Origin of the sequence: Psychrobacter sp. UBA3480 (genome assembly GCF_002377945.1) — a bacterium.
Taxonomy (GTDB): Bacteria; Pseudomonadota; Gammaproteobacteria; order Pseudomonadales; family Moraxellaceae; genus Psychrobacter.
Genome location: NZ_DFQV01000019.1, coordinates 51,530 through 73,534, shown reverse-complemented (window position 1 = coordinate 73,534; position 22,005 = coordinate 51,530). Strand labels below are relative to the sequence as shown.

Sequence of the window (22,005 nt, the reverse complement as noted above, 5' to 3'; positions counted from 1 at the left end):
GGCTGGTGTTTTTATTATTTTGCTCATTGACGCTAGTTGTAATGGCCGATGTCAGATCAGACTTGTCTCTACTCACCACATTAAGAATATTGGTCTCAGTCGTACCAATAAGCGTTTTGTTGGCTGCAATCGCAGTATCTTGGCTGGTGTTTTTATTATTTAACGTAACAACGTTGCCATTAAGAGAGTTCGTTAACTCAGTTTTGTTCTGACTAACCACATTACGGATACTAGTGTCAGTCGTGCCAATAAGCGTTTTGTTGGCTGCAATGTTAGTATTCTGTGTATTATTCACCGACTCAAGAGCAGATTTTGTGCTGGCGATAGTACCTTCGAGCTCTGTTTTATTAGATAACGCAGTATCACGAAGCTTTTTGTCTTCGGCATCAACGTAGGTTTTATCTGCTTTTTTGCCGATATCCGCCGTGTTCTTAGCGATATTGGTGGTATTAGTTGTGATGTTGGTGGTATTAGTTGCGATGTTATTTTTATTAGTCTGAATTGCAGTGTTTTGGGTGTTATTGGTGGTGGTTGCCGTGTTAATAGCGGTATCTTGCTTGGCGTTTTCACTATCAGCGTATGTTTTATCCGCCTTATCTGCAATCGTTTCTGTAAACATCTCACTACTGCCCAAGTCGCGTACAGCAGTTTGTAGCTGACCAATAGTTGCAACATCAGTCGCATCAATACCATCAGACACATTTACTAAACGGCGAGTTACTGCCGGTCTATTTTCCGTATAATATTCTGTATTAAATGCAGGTAGACCATATTCATCTACAGCCTGGTCGCCATTCTCATCGAGTATCGGCTCAAAAGTGATCAATTGACTATAGTCAGTATATGTATACGCATCATTCCCAAATGACACAGTGTCTCTCTCATGAGAAATTGCTCCCGAACCTATTGCTGTGCCGCCCGAACTAGTAAGCGTATTAGCGCCAATGGCGGTATTGGTTTTAGCTATAGATTCAGCGTATTGACTTGCAGCATTAAGTTTTAGGTATGTAGCTTGGCCAAAAAGAGCGCCATCACCGTAGTACGTCTCCTTGTACTCTTGTGGCGTTATTTTGTAACGAGCTGCCATCTTTGCTATCTCAGCCTCTAAACGATCGTCATAACCCGTGTCCTCCGCATCGCGTATATATTGCGCAGCACCACTCTGATTACCAATGGCAATACTACCAACCTGGCTAATAAGCGTAGGTGAAAAAAAGTAATCATTTTTAGCGGCAGTAGCAGTTGCCGTGTCACCTAGCTCAATATTCTTTTCTTCAATTTTAAACTGCATCTCATTAATCATTCTACGACTATCATCACCATAGTCAGCTTGCGCAGGAACAATAGACAAAGCACTAAAACCCAAGACAGCAAGTGCTATCGTGAGTGGTTTTTTATAGAAAGAAAGAGGTGTTGAGACAGTCGTGATCACCGCAGACGCGAGTGAGACTGATTTGGATTTTTTGCCGGATTTCGCATTTTCTGGAACAGCTTTAAAAACACCGGTCGTGTTACAGCGCACTACTTTGTAGACGTGATTCATTTTTAAGCCTTCTCTTTGCTAGAATTTTTATGTGTATCTACAGTACATTTTTTGTAAATCACATTTACGTCACAGTTTACCGTTAAAAACCCACAAAATCAAAGCAAAATTCCTTAGCCGACGAACGGTAGTATTTTACAGATAAACGGTACAATTCGAAGTGTTTTAGAAGTTAAATGATAGGCCTTGCTTTGGAAGCGCGCCTTTATGTTTACTGGATTTGGACAGGAGTGGCGGTGCTTTTTCTATTAATGGGCAATATATGAATATACACATCATAAAACACTAAGTTTTAGCTATAAAAGCGAGTGATTTGATTCGACGTTTTCCGTGTTTTTGGTCGCAATATCTCTATAGTAGTCTGAATCTAGATGTTGACTGCAAAAAACCTGAAACATTGATGAGTTATATGAGGATTAATCACCTCATCCTCTAAAACCATAGTATATACCCAACTCCAATTAATTTAGTAAAAACATCTATTTTTTTGTCAAATCGCAAGTAAATCGGTTTTTGAATAGTTAAATCATACGCTTGCCAGCATAAAATACGCTTGTATTTATTAAAATAAATAGCAATAAGCGTTGATTAAACCTTATTACTTAGGTAAAATATATAAAGCTTAGGCACATCGCCATTCACTTTATATTGAAACGCTGCAGGTAACTCTAACCCGCCAGCTTTTATAAAAAAACAATTAAAACTCGGACACGCAAATGAGCAACAAAAAACCTTTAATGCGTTATCACGGTGCCAAATGGCGTCTAGCGCCTTGGATTATTAGTCACTTCCCTAAGCATCATTGTTATGTAGAGCCCTTTGGCGGTTCAGCTGCAGTGCTGATCAACAAGTTACCTTCTGATCGTGAGGTCTATAACGACATTAACGACGAGATTGTGACCTTGTTTAACGTCATCCGTGATACAGAAATGCGTACCGAGTTATTAAGACTACTAAGCATGACCCCTTACTCTCGTACAGAGTTCAATTTCGCAAAAGAGAAGTCTATGGCACACCGTGACGCCAAAGGCAGAGTGCTTGGCGGCATAGACTCAGTAATGATTGCTCACCAGCTCCTAGTGCGCTCTCAGATGGGTTTTGGCAGTGTGGGAGCAACCAGAGGTCGGACAGGCTTTAGATTGGATACAGCGCGTAGTGGCACATCCTTACAAACGTTATGGGGTGAATTACCTCAGAACATACTAGACATCACTGAACGACTTAGAAATGTGGTCATTGAGAATACAGATGCTTATAACGTTATTAAGCATCATGCCCGCCCAGACACTCTATTTTATCTTGACCCACCTTACACATCGGACTCTCGGGTAAACAGTGACTCATACGGCGATCATGAAATGACACTAGGTCAGCATGAGCGCCTATTGAAGATGATCGAATCATCCGAAGGTATGTTCCTAATAAGCGGTTATGACAATGAATTGTATAACGACTTACTAAAAGGCTGGACGGTCTATAAAAAAACAACAGCGGCCAGTGGTGGCACTAAAAGCGGCTCTGTACTCAGAACAGAGTCACTATGGCTATCCCCTAACTGCGAGAAGAAGCAAATGGATATGTTTAGCCAAGGCGCTTAAGAGAGCGTCTTACTACATCCATAACCCTGTTTATAAACACTAAAGAACGAAGGCAACATAAATGACAAAGCGCAATAGCAGTACAGCATTCAACTACGAACCATTTGGTGAATCAAAACTAGCATTCAACAGCAATGCTTTTGAGCTTGAGACCCTAGCGATGGCACGTAGAGAAGTAAATAAAGTTGAGGTGCAACAAGGCTTTACTTGGGAGAGCATGCATTTAGACGTGCCAGCGATGGTAATAGACATTATCAATAAGTCTGTTAAGCGTATTGATAAAAGCAGCCATCGTAAAAAAGCGACGGCTTGCGCTTCACACCTAAAAAAGTTGTTAAACCAATCGGCTCACACTCCAACCAAGAGCAAGATCATTGCAAACAACAACGTCAGTAAGTGGGTTAACGATTACTTCCATACAGTGATTGGCGAACTGGTTGAGTCTATAACCTTAGTAGACAGCCAACACGTCCCTGGTGACGAAGAGAATCTAATTCCATCCGAACACACAACAGAACACAAAATCATTCAAGACAGTAATGAGTGGGTAGTTTCGGCTAATATTAAGGGCAATCGACCTACATGCGTAGTCACAATGAATGGGACACCTGTTAACCAAGAGGGTGTTAGCGCGACAACTCTGTGGATTTCAGCCTTATTTAGCACTTACTGTATCGACACCCTTAACGAAGAGATCTTATCGTTCTATAGAGAAAAAGCCCATGTGAATAGCGAGTCAGTCAGTAAGGCCAAGGCAATAGCTGACTGTATTGGCGGGGACTATTACGACTACTTGATCATCGCAGATGGTTTTGATGCGGCAAGACAGAGCATTGTTGACATGCCTGACGACCTAAGAAATGCCAAGGTAGATTACACAGCGACAATTCAAGCCGTACTGGACTTAGACCGAGATGAATTGAATGCGGTCACTGAGATATTTATAGCCAAACCTTCGATGCAGTAACCCCACTCATAATGACACCAAGATTTATAATGCAGAGGCTTAAGAAGCAAAATGTTACTAATGGATTTGTTTGGTACAGGACTAGATACTGACGACGAACTCATCTCTGTTCAAAGCGAGATTACCCGCCTAAAAAGACAGAGTGCCTTGTTAAGTATGGCGAAAGGTGTTGATGGGCAGAAGCTAAAAACCATAGGGAATCTGATGCGCGTTCTTAAAAAACAAGCTTTGGTATATAAGATTAACCAAATGAGTGGCGCGATTGCATTTGGTATCAATCTCTCTATAGCCACACTACTAATAGTAATGGCTATGGCGTCCGGTAGGATAAACCAAGACTATGTTCCCGAAGCATTTTTTACCACTGTAGCAATCATGGTGGCATCCAAACTTTTAGGTAATGTTCTTCGCGGCGTCGTTTTATGGCGTACTAAGGCATTAGGGGAAAAGATTACCACTCTTAGACAAGCAGCCCAGGCCTCAAGTACGAGCTCTAAATAAAAAAGGCGGTCCAATGCACATACATGAAGTATTCAACATCGAAAGTAAAAACTCCGCTATTGCGCAAGTGGGCCGTGATGCTTGTGAGGTGTACCTAACTGCTCTACAGATAGAAGACAAAACAGGCAATGAGCTAAAACCTCGTAGCGACAGGATTAAGATTGTCAAGAACATGGACGCGCTTAGAGCGGTAGACATGGTAGATAACTACAAGGTGTTTATCGCCTTAATGGCCAACCTATTTGCCCTTAGCATTGTCTTTGTTTTATTCAACGACCGATTGTCATTGGCGATTGATCAGCATAGCGGGACCATCATCTTAAGCAGCTTTGTTTTCGTCACATTAGGGAGTTACCTGCTAACCAATGCTATTAAGAATGGTATCCATAAACGCGTAGAGTCAATCACTAAAGAAGTATCAGCGCTCAACAAAGAGTGGAAACACATCAGCAGTCGAGTCGATGTTGACTGGTGGAATTAATAACGAATAGGTAAATAAGATGCATCAAAAGAAAATGAGCTTAGAGATCGATAACTCACAGCTAGACAAGAACATAGCAATGTTAGAAAAAGACATGGAGAAGCACCCAGAAAGAAGTGCTGAAATCAGAAACGAGCAAGCAAATCTACTGCGGTTATTCTACAAACTCAGACAAGTGGCCTTTGTGAAGAGTAAGAGCACCTTAATATCCATGGTCACAAACTTCATTGTATTCAATGGTGCCGCCTTAACCATATCAAACATAAAAGGGGCTGTTGAATTCAACCTAATCATGTTGATTACTCTCTTTGTTTGTTTGATTTTGGCTAATGTATTCTTGTTGAAAGCAATTAAAGCATGGGCGGTTAAGAAAACCCTAAAAACAAATCAGCAGATAGAAGACTCCAAAACCACCTTGCGGGTGCTGGCTGATAAGTAAGGCAGGAATAGTGCCGTAAGCTACATAGCTGACTACCGGCTTACATCAACACCGCTTAGATAAAGCAAGATTAATAAAGCGTGCAATAAAAAAGATCGTCTTAACAGGCGATCTTTTTTTGTTGGCGGTGCGGGCGAGTACAAGCGGGTTACTAGTCACATTTATCTTTAGTGAAAGGCAAGCTACAAGTCAATCTTTGCTCTACATCATCAAGCGCGCTTGCATTGTCCGACTCTTTGATTTGGGCAGTACTGCCATTGTCAATTAATTCGTCTGAATACATACCTACAACCATGGCTACAGCAACCAAAGAAAACATTGCTGGAAAAAACCAAATTATGACGGTGCTTTTGTTTTTTGAGAGAGTATCTTCAAAGGCCTTCATTTTATCCTTGTTTAAGGAAATCAAAGTGATCTTAACAATAAGAGCAAGGGGAATAATGATGGCAACAATTTTAATCATCCACCCTAATATATAATCCATTTTTCTCATCCTGTATTTTATGGTTTTTATGAATCAATGCGGCGGTGCTTGGTGGCACATAAGCAAATGTTGCTTAGCAATCCATTGGGGTTAGTGCTTACTTTCTATTTACTTTACATTAAAACAATTATACCTTAAATGAAAGTAAAGTGCTACAATCAATGCTACTAACGAAGAGACCATAAGGTGATTTATGACCAGTACCATAAGAGCGTATATACCAGATGTTGTCATTAAGAATCAGATATCGATCAGAGAACGTTTGGCCAACTTTGCAACCGAGAACGGGTTTGATGTAGATGTCTTTTACACAGAAAAGACGGCGGTGACGCTTGATAATTTAGAAGATAGCGAGATTAATAGACTTGTAAATGACTGCTTAGCTAGTGACACCTATTCAGAAGGCGATATTTTACTGGTTGAGGACGTGGCTGTATTCAGTGAGTTTGATATCAATCAGTGGCAACAAATCATGATCTGCGCCAAGCTAAAAGAGAAGCGTGTCAGAGTGGTGGTGAGCGACATAAGAAGCACTTTGGATGCTGTGGCTGCTACTGAGGATACTGATCAGGTAAGACTAAAGGAGCTAGCCTACTTAACTGTTGATGCCATCACTAGTGCCTCTAAGCACGCTATTAGAAAAAAAGATCGCGCAGTCGCCAACCGCTTGCCTGCAATCAAAGACAAACCTCAAGGTAAAAGCATCGATACTGAAAAATACACAAAAATCATCGAGCTGCTAGCGGCTGGCATGACTTATAAAGATATTGAGGCGCAACTAAAGTGCAGCTCACGTACGATTGCCAGAGCTAAAGAGTGGTCATTGAGTGAGGCTGAAAGGCTGGAAAAAGAGTGTGGTACGCCAATAGTTGTTAATGCTCAAGATTGCTTGTTGAACGAAACCAAAAACTCAAAGAAGTAGAGTGCGTATAAGATATGAAAATCAATCCAAAGAAGCTTCACGAGTACCTAGAAACTTTTGTGATAGCAAGTGTGTTTATGGGACTACTGGCGGTCTTTATTAGCGCATTTAGAAGTCAGGTGGTAAAAAGACCTGATATGGTTTATTTTTTTGATGGTGCTGTGTCAATCCAGTGGTTGTGGGTACTGGCAATGCTAGGGCTTTTCCTATTCGCTCTACGTCAGCATATCAATGAGAGAAGAAACAGCCCTCAGTAATTCTTAGAACAAAAAAGGCGCTTACTAGTCATAGTGAGCGCCTTTTTTCATAAGTCATTAAGACATGATTAATCCCCTGTCTTCAAACTGACGTTTCAGGAGCAGGCTTTCTTTTTGATTCATGGTCTTCTTTTCACACAAAGCCAATTCGATAAAGTTGCCACGCTGGCCTGATTGCGGCACCGCATGATAAAGGTAGTGCTTGCTGTCTATTTTCTGCAAATCATCCTGTGTCATTATTTTTCTGTCAAACGCTCTATTAAAAAAGGTGACTTCATCTTCTGTAGGTTTTGAAAACAGAAAAAGCCTGGTGGCATACGCCAACGCAGAATAACTATTGGATAAATCGGCATTCATCAGCTCTGCTAAGCATTCCACACTCAGGATGTAGCGCACCCCTCGCTTTCTTTGCTCTCTTGCTGTGGACGACAACATCATGGCGTGCTCAGCCAAATCAATACCATCGACTGCTATAACCTTATAACCCTCATGCAACCGGCGCATTCTCTTGTAGTGTAAATCAGCATAGACGCCATCAATGTCGCCAACCGCTACGTCATATTCCGTTAAGAATACTTTATCCACGGCCACCTTGTGAGCGACCTGGAAAAACAAGGCGTTGTTATAAGCATCGTCAGGCTTAATCACATCCTTTAAATCAATTGCAACAACACTAACCTGCTCAACATCAAACTTTGTAGGACTGGAGAAACAAGGATAGTGAACAATGGTGTTTTTAATATAGCCCTTGATATGCTGGACCAAAGGATCTGTGGCGAGTTCTTGGGCAATAAACCCATCCTGCGCCTCACATGCTTCAATAACAGACAACAAATCATCCAGTACGGGCATTGCTTGCTTGTGGGCATGGTCTCGCGCCAGCCATAACTCCCGCTGCTCATCACCAGTACACTCTGCACCTTTAAGATGAAGAATGTCCCGAAGCTTTGCGGCGAGTATTGCATCATCTGTTTTGATGTTGTGCTGTACCACAACCTCATCAAGCGCTTTGTGGTATCCCTTCTGGTAGTACTTTGGGATTGCAGGCTGCTCAGAGGTCGTCATTTCATAAACTTTTTTTATAAGGTCGTCTGCAATCGCTTGGTAAGGTTGGTCAGCCAAGCTTAGGTCGTCATTATGAAATGAGAATATGTTCTTTAAGAACAAACTGGCGGTATAGGCTTGCAACCCTGTAGGCTTACGGAAGCCGAGATAGGTATCAAAAGGATTGATGGCTGAGTTTATATCATTACGCATCACCTTGTGCGCCCTAATCTGCTCTTTATCTTCGACCAATCCTTCACTGACGCTATCAATGAAATCACCTGCCTGCCCTCGCCCGCTGTTATGTATAAGCGTGATTACTGGTGGTTTTTTGGGATTTGATAACAGGGAGTAAGTGAATAGCATCTCAGCTAAGCGAACATCTTTTTCTTCACCTGATCCAGAAAAACAAGTAATACCCCAATTGGTCAATAGTGCTTCTTGCTCGAAAATCACTCTGTTCGTGCGTACCAGCTGCTCGTTAAGATGCTCTGTTTTATTGTCACTTGATGCGGAAATTAACTCAGTCACCTAAATACCTCTATGTTTTTAAACTTCATAAAAAAACCAGCATAACTCTTACTGTGAGTTACTGCTGGCGGGTGTTGACCTACTTTTGGTTGAGCATGGGCTGAGTATCTTTGGTCAGCATATATTCATCGACTGTCTCTTTGATCTCAAGCTTAGTACCGCGCTCACTAAAACCACTGTCTTTGTCTTCAAGGTTGTCTGTCAGCCATACTTCGTAATCGTCATGGCCTATTTGTGAGATTAGCATGTGTTTGGTTGTCATAATATCATCCTACTTAATCTGTTTATAGATTGGCGGTATTACCTAATCCTTAAAAGAATTATAACAAATATGTCGTACAATATCAAGCAGTGCTTGTGAGCAGGATTGGTATCTTATTGCCAAATGGCGCAAGCACTCCATACAGACAGACGGTTTGTGGGCGTGAGTTAACAAAATTAATAGGCAAAAAAAAGGGATGGGTTAATAATAATTAATTTATATGTTATATACTGTTTGCAGTCATCTCACAATAAAAAAAGACCGATAAGGTGTTGTTTGGGCGGCGTTTTGGGCAACAGCAATGAAGACCTATTGGTAAGCAAATTCAAATACAAAGGCTATTTATGAAAGATAAGTTCCAAGAAGCTATGGCGAAAAACGTTTCGCTAAAAATACAAATGAGCGACATGAGAGCTAAGCATATAAGCTGTCTCGATCACCTCAAAACACTCATGGAAGCAGAACATGCAGGTGCGCACACTGATCCTGAGACAGAAATCCTAGCCCGAAATCTTAAAATCATCAAATTAAAAAAAATAACCGCAAAAATGGAAAGAAAGGTGACATGGCATCAAAGGGTGGTTTTTTTGTGGCAGATCAAAATCATACTTGCGGTCGCCGTCAACGCCTACATCATGGTCCCAATCATGCTTTTTAAAGGCCTCATGCAAGACAGCATGCTACTGACATTCTTAATGGTGTTGATATTTATTATTATAGGTACAGTACCGGTGATACTTATTATTGGAAATTTGTTGGCGATATGGGCTGACAATCTAGACAAAAGCCTTGATAATGAGTTTCGTGAATTTTTAAAGATACACAACGCTTAAGTATAGGAGGTTAAACCACATTGCAGTTGTGTTATATGGTGTCGAATGCACATCTGGCGTATCAAACACAGAGAATACAACGAACCAAACCCCAACCTGGGCAATAAAGGATAATTTTAGCTAATGAAGCATCTTAAAAATCTCTGTAACAGCTCTATAAGCAACGAAGAGCTGCGTATAGAAGCAGAAGAGCGTATGTCGCTTGAGAGCGAGTATTTGCTTATGCAGTACATACTAGCCAAAGACATTGCTGATCACGGGCTTAGCTTGCTAGGCGGTATCAAAGAAATCGATATTGAAAGATATCTCTCAGTAGTACTAAGCACTCATGTTCCCGGACCAGTGAGCTTATTCACGCCGCTTGAGGCGCGTTTTATTGTACGCAGTCGCATCTTAACGTGGATGGCTGGTGGTAGTGGTGTCAGCCTAGAGACGCTTGATTTACTACTTGAGCATAAACGTTACATGAATTTCGTGCCAGCCATTCCAAAGCACTATGACTATAAGCAGGGTGATGTAAAGCCTGCAGCACACCTATTAGACTACCTATTAGATTTTGCCGATGTCAGAGAGACCTTTGCGGCAACAGACATCCTACCTTTTACCAGTGGCAACTTTGTCCAAATAGGATTTACCGCATCACTTATGGAGCGCATCGATAAGGTCTGGCTGCTGTTTATGTATAGCACCTTTGTCTCATCGGTAATATTCAATTCTAACAACCGCAACTATCACCTAAAGCCTGGCACCTACTCTGATGGTATGGGCAGCCTATTGCAAAAACTGTTAGACATAAACCCTGATAACAAGACAAGTGATGATATCCCTGTCATACAGTCTATACCCATGCAGATGCAGTCCTACCTAGTCAACGCACAGTGTTATGCCGAAGCCATAGAGCAAAGCATTGTTACTCCAGTTGAAAACCTAAGCTTTAGCAGCACAGAGGACAAGTCTCTGTCACAGCCAGTGTCATACAACCTAGACATGGTGGAGTGTATTCTTGATTTGGTCGATAGCATCAAAGTTATGTCAGGCTCTATCATTCAGCGTACAGAGCACATGCTAAGCGGTAAGTTGTCAGAGTTGGTGCCAGATGTCGGTATCCATAGTAATAAGAGCGACCTATCGCCTATCTCAAAAATCATGTTCGACATGAAAGAGCAGGTCACAAAAAGCCTAGAGCTTGCCAGCATCGAAGAGCGCGGGCAAGACTCACTAGGCAATGTTATGGCCTGTGCAACACTGCTAGAGCGTCGCCTAGATGAAATCATCGCACTGATAAAGACCGAGTTGTTTGCGCAGTCTCGTATTTATGAGAGTAACCCGTCAGTCGCTGATCGTATCAATCAGCTTCATGAAAGAGAAGTCCCTTTCAATACTTTGCTATTTGCAAGATACAAATTGGAAGACGATAAAGACTTTACTGAATTCATGGATTTTGCGGAACGGGAATACGACATGATGTGGAACAATGATTTTTATGCAGAGCACAGTTTAAGATCTATATATATTGGTTAGTGCCGATATTTAAGCCAAAAAAAAAGGAAATGATAAACAATGTCAGAGATTAATAACACAAACCCATACACCGGCGGATACTCGATATTTTGCCAAACTCCGAACAATGCCATGAAAGAGCCGATGTTCTTTGGCCAGCCTGTGAACGTGGCACGATACGACCAGCAAAAACACGCCATCTTCGAGCAGCTGACCGAAAAGCAGCTCTCTTTCTTTTGGCGTCCAGAAGAAATTGACGTGTCACGCGATCGCATGGACTATGGCAATTTGTCAGAGCATGAAAAGCATATATTTATCAGCAACCTCAAGTACCAGACCTTGCTTGACTCCATTCAAGGCCGTAGTCCAAACGTTGTGCTATTGCCGCTGGTATCGATCCCTGAGCTTGAAACCTGGATTGAGACATGGGCGTTTTCAGAAACCATTCACTCGCGTAGCTACACACACATTATCCGTAACATCGTTAATGAGCCGAGCATTATCTTTGATGGCATATTAAGCAACAAGCATATCCTAGAGCGTGCAGACAAGATTGCCTCATATTATGACGATCTGTATCAATCATCTCAGTTATACAGCTTGTACGGCGCTGGCACGCACGTTATCAACGGGGAATCGGTCACGGTTGACCTAAAGACCCTGAAAAAGAAGCTTTACCTGTGTCTTGTGGCAGTAAACGTCCTAGAAGCGATTCGCTTTTATGTGTCATTCGCTTGCTCATTCGCCTTTGCTGAGCGCAAGCTTATGGAAGGTAACGCTAAAATCATTAAGATGATTGCCCGTGATGAAGCATTACATTTGGTTGGCACGCAGCAAATGATAAATCTGATGCGTCTTGGTCGTGACGACCCTGATATGGCCATCATTGCCGAAGAATGTACTGATGAAGCCATCGCTATCTTTATGGATGCCGCAGAACAAGAAAAAGCGTGGGCTGATTACTTATTTCAAGATGGCTCAATGCTTGGCTTAAACAAAGACATCTTGAGCAGCTATGTTGAATACATTACCAACCTACGAATGACAGCGGTTGGCTTGCCTGCAGGATTCCCTAACTCAAAATCTAACCCAATCCCTTGGATTAACACCTGGCTGTCCTCAGACAATGTGCAGGTGGCACCGCAAGAGACTGAGATTTCTAATTACTTGGTTGGCCAGATTGATTCTGATTTATCCGACAGTGATTTTGACGACTTTGAGCTGTAGTTATTGACCGACGATTGACACAAGAAAAGGCGTAATGCCTTTTCTTTTTATCAAGAACTTGCCAGCAAATTTTGGTAAAGGATGAACTACCCACTACCTTAGAGGTAGGGTTTCTTAGGTAATGCCCATACTTAATGCGGTGTTCTGCATCAGCGGTTAGACAAATTTACTAAGCTAACCCTGTCGCACCGACAGTTTTTGATTGTTTAGCCAGTAGCAATCCTTGATTTAAGATATTGATACTGGCGTTAAGGTCGCGGTCATTTCGCTGTAAGCAACTTGGACAATCCCATGTTCTAACCGATAGCGGCAATTCAGCTTTCGTCAGCAAGTGACCACAGTTTGAGCAGGTCTTAGAGGATGGATACCACCGGTCTATTTTGACAACCTGTTTACCGTACCACTCTGCTTTATAGGCAAGCATGGTGGTGAATGACGACCATGAGCTATCACTGATTGCCTTAGCAAGTTTACGGTTCTTAACCATGCCCTTGACGTTCAAATTTTCAATAGCAATCACATCGTGGTTTTTGATGAGATTGAATGAGAGCTTATGTAGAAAGTCTTTGCGGGTATTGGTTATTTTCTCATAGACCTTGGCAACTTTTATTTTTTGCTTTTGATAGTTGCGGCTCTCTGACAGCTTGCGCTGATCTGCTTTGGCAATCGCTCTGCGTTTGGCTAAAACCTTTTGTTCTCGCGCCAGTTTGTCTTGCAGCTTTGCTAGAAACTTAGGATTAGCAACTTTGCTGCCGTCTGATAAGACGATAAAGTCTGTCAATCCTAAATCAATACCGATGTTTGATTGGGTTTTGGGTAACTCATTAACGACCGTTTCAACCAATAGGCTGACAAAATACTTGCCTGATGGGGTGCGGCTGATGGTGGCACTCTTAATCAAGCCATTTATTTTATCGGGGAATTTGGCGTTGATATGACCAATTTTAGGCAGTTTAACAGTGCTATCTGTGATTGCTACAGTGCCCTTTTGATTGTTGGTGGTGTAGCTGTCTTTGATGCCTTTTTTCTTGAACTTGGGGAAGCCTGAGCCTTGCTTAAAAAACTTACTATAAGCTGCTCTTAGATTTTGTTGAACGTTGGCTAGTGCCAGGCTATCCACTTCTTTGAGCCATTCAAACTCTTTTTTGTACTGAGCCGGGGTGTTGTTTAGGGTGGTCTTTGTGGCCTTGTAGTGGTCTATTTTATCGGCAAGCATCTTATTCCAAATAAAACGACTGCAACCAAACGACTTAGCAAAGAACACTTGCTGATCCTCGTTCGGATACAACCTGACTTTATAGGCTTTAAGAATTTGCGTGGGCATAGAGGCTTATTATGAATAAGTGTTATAATTATTAATTATTATACCACAACCGCCAAGAGTGGTGATTAACAACGCATTCATCCCACTACTTTAGAAGTAGGGGAATTCTGCGCTAAGATGTTAAAATGTACGAGGCTTTTCTTCAAAGTCGATCACAATCTCGTTTGCGCCTGATGCCTGCCAAATATTGACCAACTCAATTAGTTTTTTTGGTGCTGTTTTCATTTCAACAATAATCGCTTTAAAGTCAGCTAAAACTGGAAATGCAGTCTGCAATAGTGTTCCATCATGTCTTTGCACCAAACTCTGCCTAGTATCTTCGATGATATCTAATTGAGACAATTCAGCCAGCTCGTCTATAAAAGGCTTAACATCGTCTGCGCACATAGTAAATGGCTGTTCATCCTCTACGGCACAAGAGTAACCATTGTTTATATAGGGACTAAAGAGAACTGGCCGATCAAGCTTTACCGCATCATAAATTGACATAGCTATTTCTATCCTTTCTTCGTTAAACATGTGAGAGCAAGGACTTATTATCTAAGCCACTCATTCGATCTAATGATAATGCTTTACACTTTTTAATGATAGAGGGATATATAGCCTATTATTCGATTTAAGCGGCTTTGGTATGCTGGCGGGGAAAATATAAGTAAACGCCCTTTTCAGCGAACTGGGGCTAATCTGAGAACGACTAGGTGTATTTATGACATGGGTAATGACTGACAGCTGTACTTTTTACTTGCATGAAGAAGAAAGCTTGCTCGATGGGCTGCTTAGAACCGGCCATAAGCCTGATTATCAATGCAAAGAGGGCTACTGTGGCAGCTGCAGATTACAGGTAACTCATCACTCAAGAGATATTGCTTATAAGAACCCACCACTTGCAACAATAAATAGCGGGGAGCTGCTTGCTTGCTGCTGTGAGATTGCAGGTGTGATCAAACTAAAATTTTAGCAAATAAAACGCGGGTTCAGACAAACCGCTAAAGAGGTGTGCTGTGTTTAATAGACTAAAGCCGAAGCGGCTACTTAGCGATGATGCGGCAGTAGTGCCAGGTGTATGGAATGTGCGAATAATCGATAATGCTGGCAAGACGACGGGCGTTTATCAGTACAGCTATAATAGCGCCTTAGCATACGCCGTTTTGATTATGATGCCTGACATTCATATCATTATCATTGAAAGAGACGATGTGGCATTCCAAAGGTTTGATAGAGCGCGCATCCTTGATTCGAATAACTGGTGTGAAGTCGATGATTTAAGCGCACCAAAGCCAAAAGGTTTATTCATCAATCTATTGGCATAACCCGGCTTAAGACCTAAAAAACGCTCATAATGAGCGTTTTTTTGTGATCAGCAATCAAGAGGCTGGCAGGTCAGTATACATTGCCATCTGAATCTCGATACATCTCCATCCCTGTATCATGGTCAAGGAAAATAGAACCGCCATCCACATCCTCTAAACAAGTTTCATACTCTACCTGATTGCCAGTGAAGTACTGACTGGCTGACATGTTCAAATTAGGCACATCAATACTTGAACGATCGGTTGGCCAGATATAGTTAAATCGCGGATTGTATCGGTTATATATATTATCTGGACACTGGTAACGGCTCATGGCACCGCACTGCACACTCTCATAAGTCACACTTGATGGGTAGTTGGTTTCAATAAAGTGTTCTACCAAACCAACTACATGATAAGGATTCACCCAAAAGCACTCACTTATACTGCCAGTACTAACATGACTCGCTCTTGGGTGAGGGAGCATAGAATCAAGATAATTTAGAATCGCTTTCTCAATAATAGAGACATCACCATTCATGATGTTATAGGCGGTATAAATATAAAACCCCGGACCCTGAGACGAGGTATGCCTTATGTTTGGACCTACCGTCGTTTTACCTATTTTTGAATAATCTCTTTGATAAATATCAGCCCCGATATAGATCCAATTATTACTTATTGTATGAAACCATTCGCCACTTTCCTCATCATACCACTCTGCTCTCATGCTGCACCGCCTTCGTTATTAACCTGTGTTTTAAGTGTAGCAGTTGCTAGGAAATCTAAAAGAGATTGTGCTGAATATATTGTTAGAAGGTGTGTCTTTGTGAATATACTGAATACTTGAATAGCCTAGCCCACAAAAAAAGCACTTTGCATTTTAGGCAAAGTGCTTTTTTATTAAGAGTGGTATTCAGTGCAAAGCTATAAGCCGCGGCTTCGTAAAATCCGCTGAATGGTAGAAGCTTTTTTACGGTGATACCTAAAGAGCTGGCAGCTTAAAACAGCAAGAAACAGGCTTAAGATTAAGAACACCGACAGACACTTGAAGTAAGTCGCGTATGCTGAGCCTTGCGCTAAGACTACCACCGTAGTAGCTGATAGAAACACGACTGTTGATATTAATGAGATCTTAAAGAAGAAAAATAGATGTTGAGCGTCAAAAAAATTAAACCCAAGCTCTTTAATCAACTCATGATCTGGCAAGGATTTTATAGTAATAACGGGCACCTTTTGTATGCCCAGAATTATTTTAATAGTGCTTTCAGACATGTTAAGTCTCTTTCCTATGCTATACCCACCTTACCAATTGATTTTAGTAAGGACTGTACTCATGCTTAGCATGTTTTCTGTTAATGATATTGCCCATCGCCAATACAATTAGCACCATATAGATTAAGCGGCGCATCCACATAAAACCTTCAAAAGACAAATAAGCGGTGGCATGGTTTTTCTGTGTCTGATCAAGAACGACCCAATACATGCGCGAGTGGTCAACACCCATACAGCCCGCCTTGGCACGATAATCAATTAACTCAGTGCCTGACATCATTACCTTGGCGTTAGCACCAACGAGTTCTTTGGCTTGAGCAATTTTCAAGGCGATATCGGGGCTAATTGGATTTAACGTCAGCACGCACCATGGCTTTTTACTGTCAGGCTCTCCTATTTTGTGGTAGGTAGCGACCGACTCATGCGGGGAGCGCTGCATCACGCGTTCTTTTACATAAACAACCTCTTCCGCCCACCATAAGAACGGCAATAAAAATATAAAAACATAGGCGATACGCAATGCCGCCTTAGTGGGTTTGCGCTTAAAAAAAGCGTTAATGTGTTTTCTCATAACACCTCTAAATGGTAACGACTACGCAGTAAGAAATTATTTCTCAAAATGAATGAAGGCATTGGCATTAATGTAATCCGCTCTAGCATCAATCCATTCGTCTTCATCAGATTTTCTATTAGTGGCCAAAGGATGCACCCAGGCGCTGATATGGATACTAGAGATCGCTTGAACGTCAGACCATGTAGTGAGGTCCACGTAGAAGGCGCGGTTTTTTACCAATGTCTCTGCACCTGTTTGTGGGTTCGTTGGTCGCTTATACAGAGCAGTCAGTAGGTCATCACGGATGTCGCTGCTCTTAATGGCCTTATCACTGGTCACAATGTATCGTTTGGCCACGTAGGGCTGGCTTGCACCGCTAAACTTGTTGATGTTGTAGCCACCGCGAGTCAAAACAGGCTCAACTTTGTATTTTGTGCTCAGTTTAGCTACCGCCGCCTCGAAAGTTTTTGCGCTCTTACTGGCAAGCTGTGCTGTTGTAGTGGTCTTACTTGACTTGGTTGCGTAAGTTACAAGCATTGATTCAAAAACATCATCATATAACAGGGCGTTTGATTGAGCGTTTTCTGTCACGTATGTTGAAAAATTTACGGGCTTGAGCGGGTGTGATGCCAATTTGCTCTGCACTGGTAGCACATAAGGCAAGTAAGGCAGTAGCTTTTGATAGCCGTTTTGCGGTTTGGCAGTATGTGGATTGAATGTTGGGATCGATGTGCCTTGCAAGTCAAAAACAGGCGTTTCTCTTGGGGTTACAGGCTCTTTTAAATGCGCCGCTGTCATACACCCACTTAGTAGTGAGGCTGAAAACAATATGGCACCGAAGGACTTTAAGCTGGCTGATTTCATGATGTTTACCTGTTATCTTTTTTTAAATGATTGGATTTGGTTGGTATTGGCCAGCAATTCCTGTTCTTTATGATATTTAGCGACAATCATCTCTGACTGTGACTCTGCTTGAAAAACAAGTTGTTCTATCTGCTGTATTCTCAAAAAGAAAATAAAAGCTTCATTCATACAGAACACTACTTGGTCTTCATAAGAGCGATCTTCATAGTCTGCATCTTGAACGTAAGGGTTTTCTTTGATGTAAGCCAAGGCATCCAAAAGGGATCTTGCTGCTGACCTTAGTATCTGCCTATCTACATCAAGGGGTGTTGGTACAAGTTGTTTTATATTCTGCAGCATGTCAATAAGAACGGGCTGGGGCTTTTCGTGTATATTTTCACTTATTTTATCACATAAATAGTTGTAAAACTCACTAGAGCCGCATGATTTAACAATTGATAGAGAGGCATCAAACGCTGGCGTGCCTTCATATCTACCATTAAAACTGACTGATTTCTTTAATTTAGGTATTAGCACAACGCTTCCACTCTTTTCGTTCTTTATAATACATTAGATTATAAATATTAGTTTTATGCAAGAAAAAAGCCTTGTGGACCAACAAGGCTTTGTCTGTATTCGTGCGGTCGAAAACTAAGGGGAGCGGCGTAGTGCTTTTGATGGCTCAGGTTCAGGCTCAGGCTCAACGTTGACTACCTGCTCTTGAGTGGGCTGTGGCTGCTCATTGCTTTGCTGAGCAGTTTGCGCTTGTTTGTTTGCAATGATTTGATGGTACTGCTCAACAAGCTTTTGCGTAAAATCGGTAACAAACATCGGCTCTGGCTCATTCGAGCTTTGGCGACCAGGAGTTACGTTGCTATCGATCTTAGCTAAAAAGGCTTTGGTATAATTAGGGTTAACATCCCAGCTCTCTTTTGTCAGCTCGGTAATCAACATCTTGTTTTCAAAGTTTAAAGAATTGTGAGATTTATTGCTGGTCAAAAGCTCTACCAATGTTTCACTAGAATCAGTTAATACCTTCTTGCGTTGATCTTGGTCTAGCGCCTTCAAAGGCTTGTCATCAAAATCAATGTTGCTTAATAAGCTTGCAACAGTTTTTGGCATCTTCCACTCTTTAGAGTGATCCAAAAAGCCTGCTACATTAAACACAGATGCAGTGAGTTTTCTAAACTCAGGATCTTGTATCGCCAATAGCAAAGTATCCTCTTTAGCACTAGGATTAGAGGCGTTGTTGTTGCGACGACTCTCAACGGTATCTGTGGCTTTTTTGATTAAATCATCAGTTTCTTCGATAACACTATTGAGCGCTTGAAGGTATTCTGAATCGATAACGCGCTTGGCGACTTGGCGTACTGACTCAAAACTGGCTTTAGCTGTCGGGCCATGTTCTTTTTGCGCCTCTATGGTCAATGCTTCGCGAATATTACTAATCACATCATCCCAATCAGATTGACCGTCTCTTAAATAAGGGATAGGCGGCGTGACAACAATAGCACCTTGCTCTTCACGAGCTTCATTGGCATACTTCTGGCCATCATTGTGCTCAGTCTGGTAATCGTTATCTGCAATAATAACCAGGGCAACTTGTGGGTATTTCTCTCTTAAGTCTGCTGATACCTTTGCGATATTGGAAGCGTTATAACAAGACAGTACGCAACTATCTTGAGCATCAGGATCATTTTGCATATCCATCACTGCCGCCCAACTAGCACCCGTAGTTATACCTTCCGATAGGTAATAGGTCTTAATATTTTCTGATGGATAATTAAATACAGGTGTTGCAGAGTTGTTGGCATTGGTGCCCGAGGCAAACTTCTTAACAATTGCAGGTGAACCGTCTTCTTTATACTGCTTAATGAATTTAGTCTTTTCACCAGGCGCAGGTTTTTTCTTTTCAGGAATCGCGTCATGAGAGGTGCGCTGCAGCGCTGTTAACTGGCCTGTCATGATGTCATAGCCTGGCTGATACAGAGGATAAACCTCATCAGGCTTAGCCCAACTAGCAAAGGTGATATCAGAGGCTATTAAAGACTTAAGGTAAGGTGAGTAATGCGGTAAATCTTCGCCATATTTCTTCTGCAGGTAAGCATGATTGGCATGAGGCTCAATATTGTTACCAGAAGCGACGATTTTGGCATGCGCAGCAATCGCTTTGTCGATTGAGACTTTGACGTTTTTTGCACCATCTAATCGTTTTTGCTTTCTCTCAATCTCTTCTTGTTGACGTTTTTCTTTTCGTTCTTGCTCTTTACGAGCACGAGCTTCTTCATCAACAACAATAGTAGGTGCCGTTTCGTTACCTTTAGGAACATACTCAGGCTTAAGCCAGCCTTTGTCGTTAAGCATATCCATAGAGAAGTCAGATAGATATTCAGCACATTTTTCTAAGGTGATAACCTCTTTTTTGATATCTTCACCATTAGGATAGTTGGTGCCTGATACTACTGGCGCACCATCATTATGGAAGTGTGCCCAACCTTTTTGTGAGGTGCGACCACTGATCCATTTGTCTTTTTTCGCATGGTAAACGGAGATATCATCTTTGTTTTTAAACTCACCACCGTCAATTAAATCACTGGCAGCAATGTCGATGCCAATTTCATAAAGCATGGCGCTTGCGACTTCGGCGGTATGTTGAGGGGATAGTCCGGCTTTGGCATACATAGGATGTAAGTACGAGCCAGCTTGTATCTTTTTGGCATAATTCGAGGCTGAATCATCCCAGTTTTTCTTGGGTGGAGTGTTTATATCAGACATGGTGAAATTCCTAATATTCGTAGTTTTGCTAGAATTATTGTGTAGCTACTACTTACTATTGAGCTATCTTGTTAATAATACCATTATTTTATATAGAATGTATTTAACAAAACTTTTTATGCAGGTCAATCACTTGCCAGCATAAACGCCCAAAGTGAATCGCATTTGGTTATTTTTTACGATTACAGGCGCTTTTGTCCGACTTATTTCTTAAAGCTTGCTGGGCTTTTCGCTCAAACCAAGACAATACAGATCTAAATGAGATTGCAAACAATACGAAGAGAACGAGGAATATTGAGAAACCTAGTAGGTTGTAGAACACGACATCAGACAATAAAGGCTGACTCATAATTACTAAAATGAAGTAAATTATCGTTGCTAGTATTGTTTTGCTAATGAGGTATTTACGGGAGGCGGGCTTTTTCATATAACAAACCTCTTTGTCATTATTATTTGTCAATTATAATTGCAATTGACGTAGCGGATGTGGACGTTGCTTTAGTTATGTGTAATACATTTATTAATTAATATCACACATAATAACACAACTTTATAAGTTGCAAGCCCTATACCTTATAGCTTTGTACTAGTTACTTTATAATGTATTATATGATTAACTAAAAACAATCGTTAACATTCAGCATCGCCATCTACCCAGAAAACATAATTATAGTGAAAAAAAATAATGCAAGAGTATAAATCAATCAGACTTAGCCCGGTCAGTATAGAGGTTATCGAAAGTCTTAATGCCAATAAAGACACTAATGATGTCTTTAGACGCAATCTGAGCTTGGTTTTGAATGACTATCAGGTGGTCGAGCGTTTGCTTGGAATTAAATCTTTGACAGAAAGCGAATCTTGGACTGATATCAAAAATGGCATGCAACAAAACAAGGCTGAGTCATCAGAGTACACCATCACCACTGTAACGCTCACATCAGAAGATGTTGATATTATTACTGAGCACTCTATTGGTTCAGACAGCCTAAACTTTAGCGGCACCATCAATGCAATGCTTGAGGACTTCAATACCGCTATTGACCATTTAGGCCAACTCCCCTTCACTAAGAAAGAATGGAACGTCCTAAAGAGCTGCTACAAAAACCTTCCTCTGTCTAAGCTTAGAATAAGTGATGAGATTGTTATCGCGGGCGATACCATCTACATGGCCATTAAACGAATGGCGGGCAAGAACAATCGGAAGTATGACAGAATCATCTCGAAGATCATAAATCTATCAGCAAGCGAAGTACTTATCATGTGCTGTCGGCTAAGAGGCATGCCTGTGGGTAACGGTAAAGAACAACTGATTATCGATTAAACGCACCTGTTATGTGTAACTCTACACTTTATTTCT

General features: G+C 41.5%; 25 protein-coding genes. 13 read left to right on the top strand and 12 right to left on the bottom strand.

The genetic code is table 11. From position 1 onward, the window contains the following. The coding region (locus tag B2863_RS07285) for an ESPR-type extended signal peptide-containing protein (protein WP_296208772.1) at positions 1-1,543 on the bottom strand (1,543 nt) is incomplete at its 3' end. Positions 1,544-2,259: 716 nt separating this feature from the next. Here B2863_RS07285 and B2863_RS07280 point away from each other — a divergent pair. The 5 genes from B2863_RS07280 to B2863_RS07260 all read left to right on the top strand — a co-directional run bounded on the left by B2863_RS07280 (position 2,260) and on the right by B2863_RS07260 (position 5,529). Further along, on the top strand, positions 2,260-3,141 hold the full coding sequence (locus tag B2863_RS07280) for a DNA adenine methylase (protein ID WP_296208770.1): 882 nt from the start codon (positions 2,260-2,262) through the stop codon (positions 3,139-3,141). Between the two features lie 61 nt (positions 3,142-3,202). Beyond that, complete coding sequence (locus tag B2863_RS07275; RefSeq protein WP_296208767.1) at positions 3,203-4,108, top strand: hypothetical protein; 906 nt, start codon at positions 3,203-3,205, stop codon at positions 4,106-4,108. A 51-nt stretch (positions 4,109-4,159) separates the two neighbouring features. After that, on the top strand, positions 4,160-4,609 hold the full coding sequence (locus B2863_RS07270) for a hypothetical protein (RefSeq protein WP_296208765.1): 450 nt from the start codon (positions 4,160-4,162) through the stop codon (positions 4,607-4,609). A 13-nt stretch (positions 4,610-4,622) separates the two neighbouring features. Next, the gene (locus tag B2863_RS07265; RefSeq protein ID WP_296208763.1) at positions 4,623-5,090 is read left to right on the top strand and encodes a hypothetical protein; all 468 of its coding nucleotides are present in this window, start codon (positions 4,623-4,625) and stop codon (positions 5,088-5,090) included. A gap of 19 nt (positions 5,091-5,109) precedes the next feature. After that, complete coding sequence (locus B2863_RS07260) at positions 5,110-5,529, top strand: hypothetical protein (protein WP_296208760.1); 420 nt, start codon at positions 5,110-5,112, stop codon at positions 5,527-5,529. 151 nt (positions 5,530-5,680) lie between these two features. Here the strand turns inward: B2863_RS07260 and B2863_RS07255 are convergent, their stop codons facing one another. Then, entirely contained in the window at positions 5,681-6,013 is a 333-nt protein-coding gene (locus B2863_RS07255; RefSeq protein ID WP_296208759.1) for a hypothetical protein, read from the bottom strand. A gap of 193 nt (positions 6,014-6,206) precedes the next feature. Between B2863_RS07255 and B2863_RS07250 the strand changes: the two genes are divergently transcribed. Beyond that, entirely contained in the window at positions 6,207-6,935 is a 729-nt protein-coding gene (locus B2863_RS07250) for a hypothetical protein (RefSeq protein ID WP_296208756.1), read from the top strand. Between the two features lie 14 nt (positions 6,936-6,949). After that, a complete protein-coding gene (locus B2863_RS07245) occupies positions 6,950-7,192 on the top strand; it encodes a hypothetical protein (protein WP_296208753.1) in 243 nt (80 codons plus the stop codon). Between the two features lie 57 nt (positions 7,193-7,249). Here the strand turns inward: B2863_RS07245 and B2863_RS07240 are convergent, their stop codons facing one another. Together B2863_RS07240 and B2863_RS07235 are read right to left on the bottom strand one after the other, a co-directional pair. Beyond that, a complete protein-coding gene (locus B2863_RS07240) occupies positions 7,250-8,767 on the bottom strand; it encodes a hypothetical protein (protein ID WP_296208751.1) in 1,518 nt (505 codons plus the stop codon). 79 nt (positions 8,768-8,846) lie between these two features. After that, positions 8,847-9,029: a hypothetical protein gene (locus B2863_RS07235; RefSeq protein WP_296208750.1), complete on the bottom strand. Its 183-nt coding sequence runs from the start codon at positions 9,027-9,029 to the stop codon at positions 8,847-8,849. A 344-nt stretch (positions 9,030-9,373) separates the two neighbouring features. On the opposite strand from B2863_RS07235, the gene B2863_RS07230 reads away from it, so the two are divergent. The 3 genes from B2863_RS07230 to nrdB all read left to right on the top strand — a co-directional run bounded on the left by B2863_RS07230 (position 9,374) and on the right by nrdB (position 12,589). Further along, on the top strand, positions 9,374-9,862 hold the full coding sequence (locus tag B2863_RS07230; RefSeq protein WP_296208747.1) for a hypothetical protein: 489 nt from the start codon (positions 9,374-9,376) through the stop codon (positions 9,860-9,862). Positions 9,863-9,985: 123 nt separating this feature from the next. After that, entirely contained in the window at positions 9,986-11,383 is a 1,398-nt protein-coding gene (locus tag B2863_RS07225; RefSeq protein ID WP_296208746.1) for a hypothetical protein, read from the top strand. Between the two features lie 39 nt (positions 11,384-11,422). Beyond that, positions 11,423-12,589: a class Ia ribonucleoside-diphosphate reductase subunit beta gene (gene nrdB / locus B2863_RS07220; RefSeq protein WP_296208743.1), complete on the top strand. Its 1,167-nt coding sequence runs from the start codon at positions 11,423-11,425 to the stop codon at positions 12,587-12,589. Between the two features lie 169 nt (positions 12,590-12,758). On the opposite strand, the gene tnpB is transcribed toward nrdB, so the two are convergent. Together tnpB and B2863_RS07210 are read right to left on the bottom strand one after the other, a co-directional pair. Further along, positions 12,759-13,913 (bottom strand): IS200/IS605 family element RNA-guided endonuclease TnpB, encoded by a 1,155-nt coding sequence (tnpB, locus tag B2863_RS07215; protein WP_296208740.1) that lies wholly within the window; start codon positions 13,911-13,913, stop codon positions 12,759-12,761. Positions 13,914-14,033: 120 nt separating this feature from the next. Beyond that, a complete protein-coding gene (locus tag B2863_RS07210) occupies positions 14,034-14,402 on the bottom strand; it encodes a hypothetical protein (RefSeq protein WP_296208737.1) in 369 nt (122 codons plus the stop codon). Positions 14,403-14,619: 217 nt separating this feature from the next. On the opposite strand from B2863_RS07210, the gene B2863_RS07205 reads away from it, so the two are divergent. After that, positions 14,620-14,871: a 2Fe-2S iron-sulfur cluster-binding protein gene (locus B2863_RS07205; protein WP_296208734.1), complete on the top strand. Its 252-nt coding sequence runs from the start codon at positions 14,620-14,622 to the stop codon at positions 14,869-14,871. Positions 14,872-14,914: 43 nt separating this feature from the next. Further along, a complete protein-coding gene (locus B2863_RS07200) occupies positions 14,915-15,223 on the top strand; it encodes a hypothetical protein (RefSeq protein WP_296208732.1) in 309 nt (102 codons plus the stop codon). Between the two features lie 70 nt (positions 15,224-15,293). Here the strand turns inward: B2863_RS07200 and B2863_RS07195 are convergent, their stop codons facing one another. The 6 genes from B2863_RS07195 to B2863_RS07170 all read right to left on the bottom strand — a co-directional run bounded on the left by B2863_RS07195 (position 15,294) and on the right by B2863_RS07170 (position 20,648). After that, positions 15,294-15,932 carry a hypothetical protein gene (locus B2863_RS07195; RefSeq protein ID WP_296208731.1) on the bottom strand — a complete coding sequence of 213 codons (639 nt, stop codon included), beginning with the start codon at positions 15,930-15,932 and terminating at the stop codon, positions 15,294-15,296. A 197-nt stretch (positions 15,933-16,129) separates the two neighbouring features. Next, on the bottom strand, positions 16,130-16,477 hold the full coding sequence (locus B2863_RS07190) for a hypothetical protein (protein WP_296208728.1): 348 nt from the start codon (positions 16,475-16,477) through the stop codon (positions 16,130-16,132). A gap of 43 nt (positions 16,478-16,520) precedes the next feature. Next, positions 16,521-17,048 (bottom strand): hypothetical protein, encoded by a 528-nt coding sequence (locus B2863_RS07185; RefSeq protein WP_296208724.1) that lies wholly within the window; start codon positions 17,046-17,048, stop codon positions 16,521-16,523. A 36-nt stretch (positions 17,049-17,084) separates the two neighbouring features. Continuing rightward, positions 17,085-17,894, bottom strand: a complete 810-nt coding sequence (locus tag B2863_RS07180) for a hypothetical protein (RefSeq protein ID WP_296208721.1) — start codon at positions 17,892-17,894, stop codon at positions 17,085-17,087. 12 nt (positions 17,895-17,906) lie between these two features. Then, positions 17,907-18,410, bottom strand: a complete 504-nt coding sequence (locus B2863_RS07175) for a hypothetical protein (RefSeq protein WP_296208718.1) — start codon at positions 18,408-18,410, stop codon at positions 17,907-17,909. 114 nt (positions 18,411-18,524) lie between these two features. Then, positions 18,525-20,648, bottom strand: coding sequence for a hypothetical protein (locus B2863_RS07170; protein ID WP_296208715.1), 2,124 nt, complete (start codon positions 20,646-20,648; stop codon positions 18,525-18,527). A 685-nt stretch (positions 20,649-21,333) separates the two neighbouring features. Between B2863_RS07170 and B2863_RS07165 the strand changes: the two genes are divergently transcribed. Further along, positions 21,334-21,969, top strand: coding sequence for a hypothetical protein (locus B2863_RS07165; protein ID WP_296208712.1), 636 nt, complete (start codon positions 21,334-21,336; stop codon positions 21,967-21,969). Positions 21,970-22,005: the final 36 nt, after the last annotated feature.

What these genes read in the sequence shown, in the direction of transcription:
- B2863_RS07280 (WP_296208770.1), top strand. Translation starts at nt 2,260, where the DNA reads ATGAGCAACAAAAAACCTTTAATGCGTTATCACGGTGCCAAATGGCGT.
- B2863_RS07275 (WP_296208767.1), top strand. Translation starts at nt 3,203, where the DNA reads ATGACAAAGCGCAATAGCAGTACAGCATTCAACTACGAACCATTTGGT.
- B2863_RS07270 (WP_296208765.1), top strand. Translation starts at nt 4,160, where the DNA reads ATGTTACTAATGGATTTGTTTGGTACAGGACTAGATACTGACGACGAA.
- B2863_RS07265 (WP_296208763.1), top strand. Translation starts at nt 4,623, where the DNA reads ATGCACATACATGAAGTATTCAACATCGAAAGTAAAAACTCCGCTATT.
- B2863_RS07260 (WP_296208760.1), top strand. Translation starts at nt 5,110, where the DNA reads ATGCATCAAAAGAAAATGAGCTTAGAGATCGATAACTCACAGCTAGAC.
- B2863_RS07255 (WP_296208759.1), bottom strand. Translation starts at nt 6,013, where the DNA reads ATGGATTATATATTAGGGTGGATGATTAAAATTGTTGCCATCATTATT.
- B2863_RS07250 (WP_296208756.1), top strand. Translation starts at nt 6,207, where the DNA reads ATGACCAGTACCATAAGAGCGTATATACCAGATGTTGTCATTAAGAAT.
- B2863_RS07245 (WP_296208753.1), top strand. Translation starts at nt 6,950, where the DNA reads ATGAAAATCAATCCAAAGAAGCTTCACGAGTACCTAGAAACTTTTGTG.
- B2863_RS07235 (WP_296208750.1), bottom strand. Translation starts at nt 9,029, where the DNA reads ATGACAACCAAACACATGCTAATCTCACAAATAGGCCATGACGATTAC.
- B2863_RS07230 (WP_296208747.1), top strand. Translation starts at nt 9,374, where the DNA reads ATGAAAGATAAGTTCCAAGAAGCTATGGCGAAAAACGTTTCGCTAAAA.
- B2863_RS07225 (WP_296208746.1), top strand. Translation starts at nt 9,986, where the DNA reads ATGAAGCATCTTAAAAATCTCTGTAACAGCTCTATAAGCAACGAAGAG.
- nrdB (WP_296208743.1), top strand. Translation starts at nt 11,423, where the DNA reads ATGTCAGAGATTAATAACACAAACCCATACACCGGCGGATACTCGATA.
- tnpB (WP_296208740.1), bottom strand. Translation starts at nt 13,913, where the DNA reads ATGCCCACGCAAATTCTTAAAGCCTATAAAGTCAGGTTGTATCCGAAC.
- B2863_RS07210 (WP_296208737.1), bottom strand. Translation starts at nt 14,402, where the DNA reads ATGTCAATTTATGATGCGGTAAAGCTTGATCGGCCAGTTCTCTTTAGT.
- B2863_RS07205 (WP_296208734.1), top strand. Translation starts at nt 14,620, where the DNA reads ATGACATGGGTAATGACTGACAGCTGTACTTTTTACTTGCATGAAGAA.
- B2863_RS07195 (WP_296208731.1), bottom strand. Translation starts at nt 15,932, where the DNA reads ATGAGAGCAGAGTGGTATGATGAGGAAAGTGGCGAATGGTTTCATACA.
- B2863_RS07190 (WP_296208728.1), bottom strand. Translation starts at nt 16,477, where the DNA reads ATGTCTGAAAGCACTATTAAAATAATTCTGGGCATACAAAAGGTGCCC.
- B2863_RS07185 (WP_296208724.1), bottom strand. Translation starts at nt 17,048, where the DNA reads ATGAGAAAACACATTAACGCTTTTTTTAAGCGCAAACCCACTAAGGCG.
- B2863_RS07180 (WP_296208721.1), bottom strand. Translation starts at nt 17,894, where the DNA reads ATGAAATCAGCCAGCTTAAAGTCCTTCGGTGCCATATTGTTTTCAGCC.
- B2863_RS07170 (WP_296208715.1), bottom strand. Translation starts at nt 20,648, where the DNA reads ATGTCTGATATAAACACTCCACCCAAGAAAAACTGGGATGATTCAGCC.
- B2863_RS07165 (WP_296208712.1), top strand. Translation starts at nt 21,334, where the DNA reads ATGCAAGAGTATAAATCAATCAGACTTAGCCCGGTCAGTATAGAGGTT.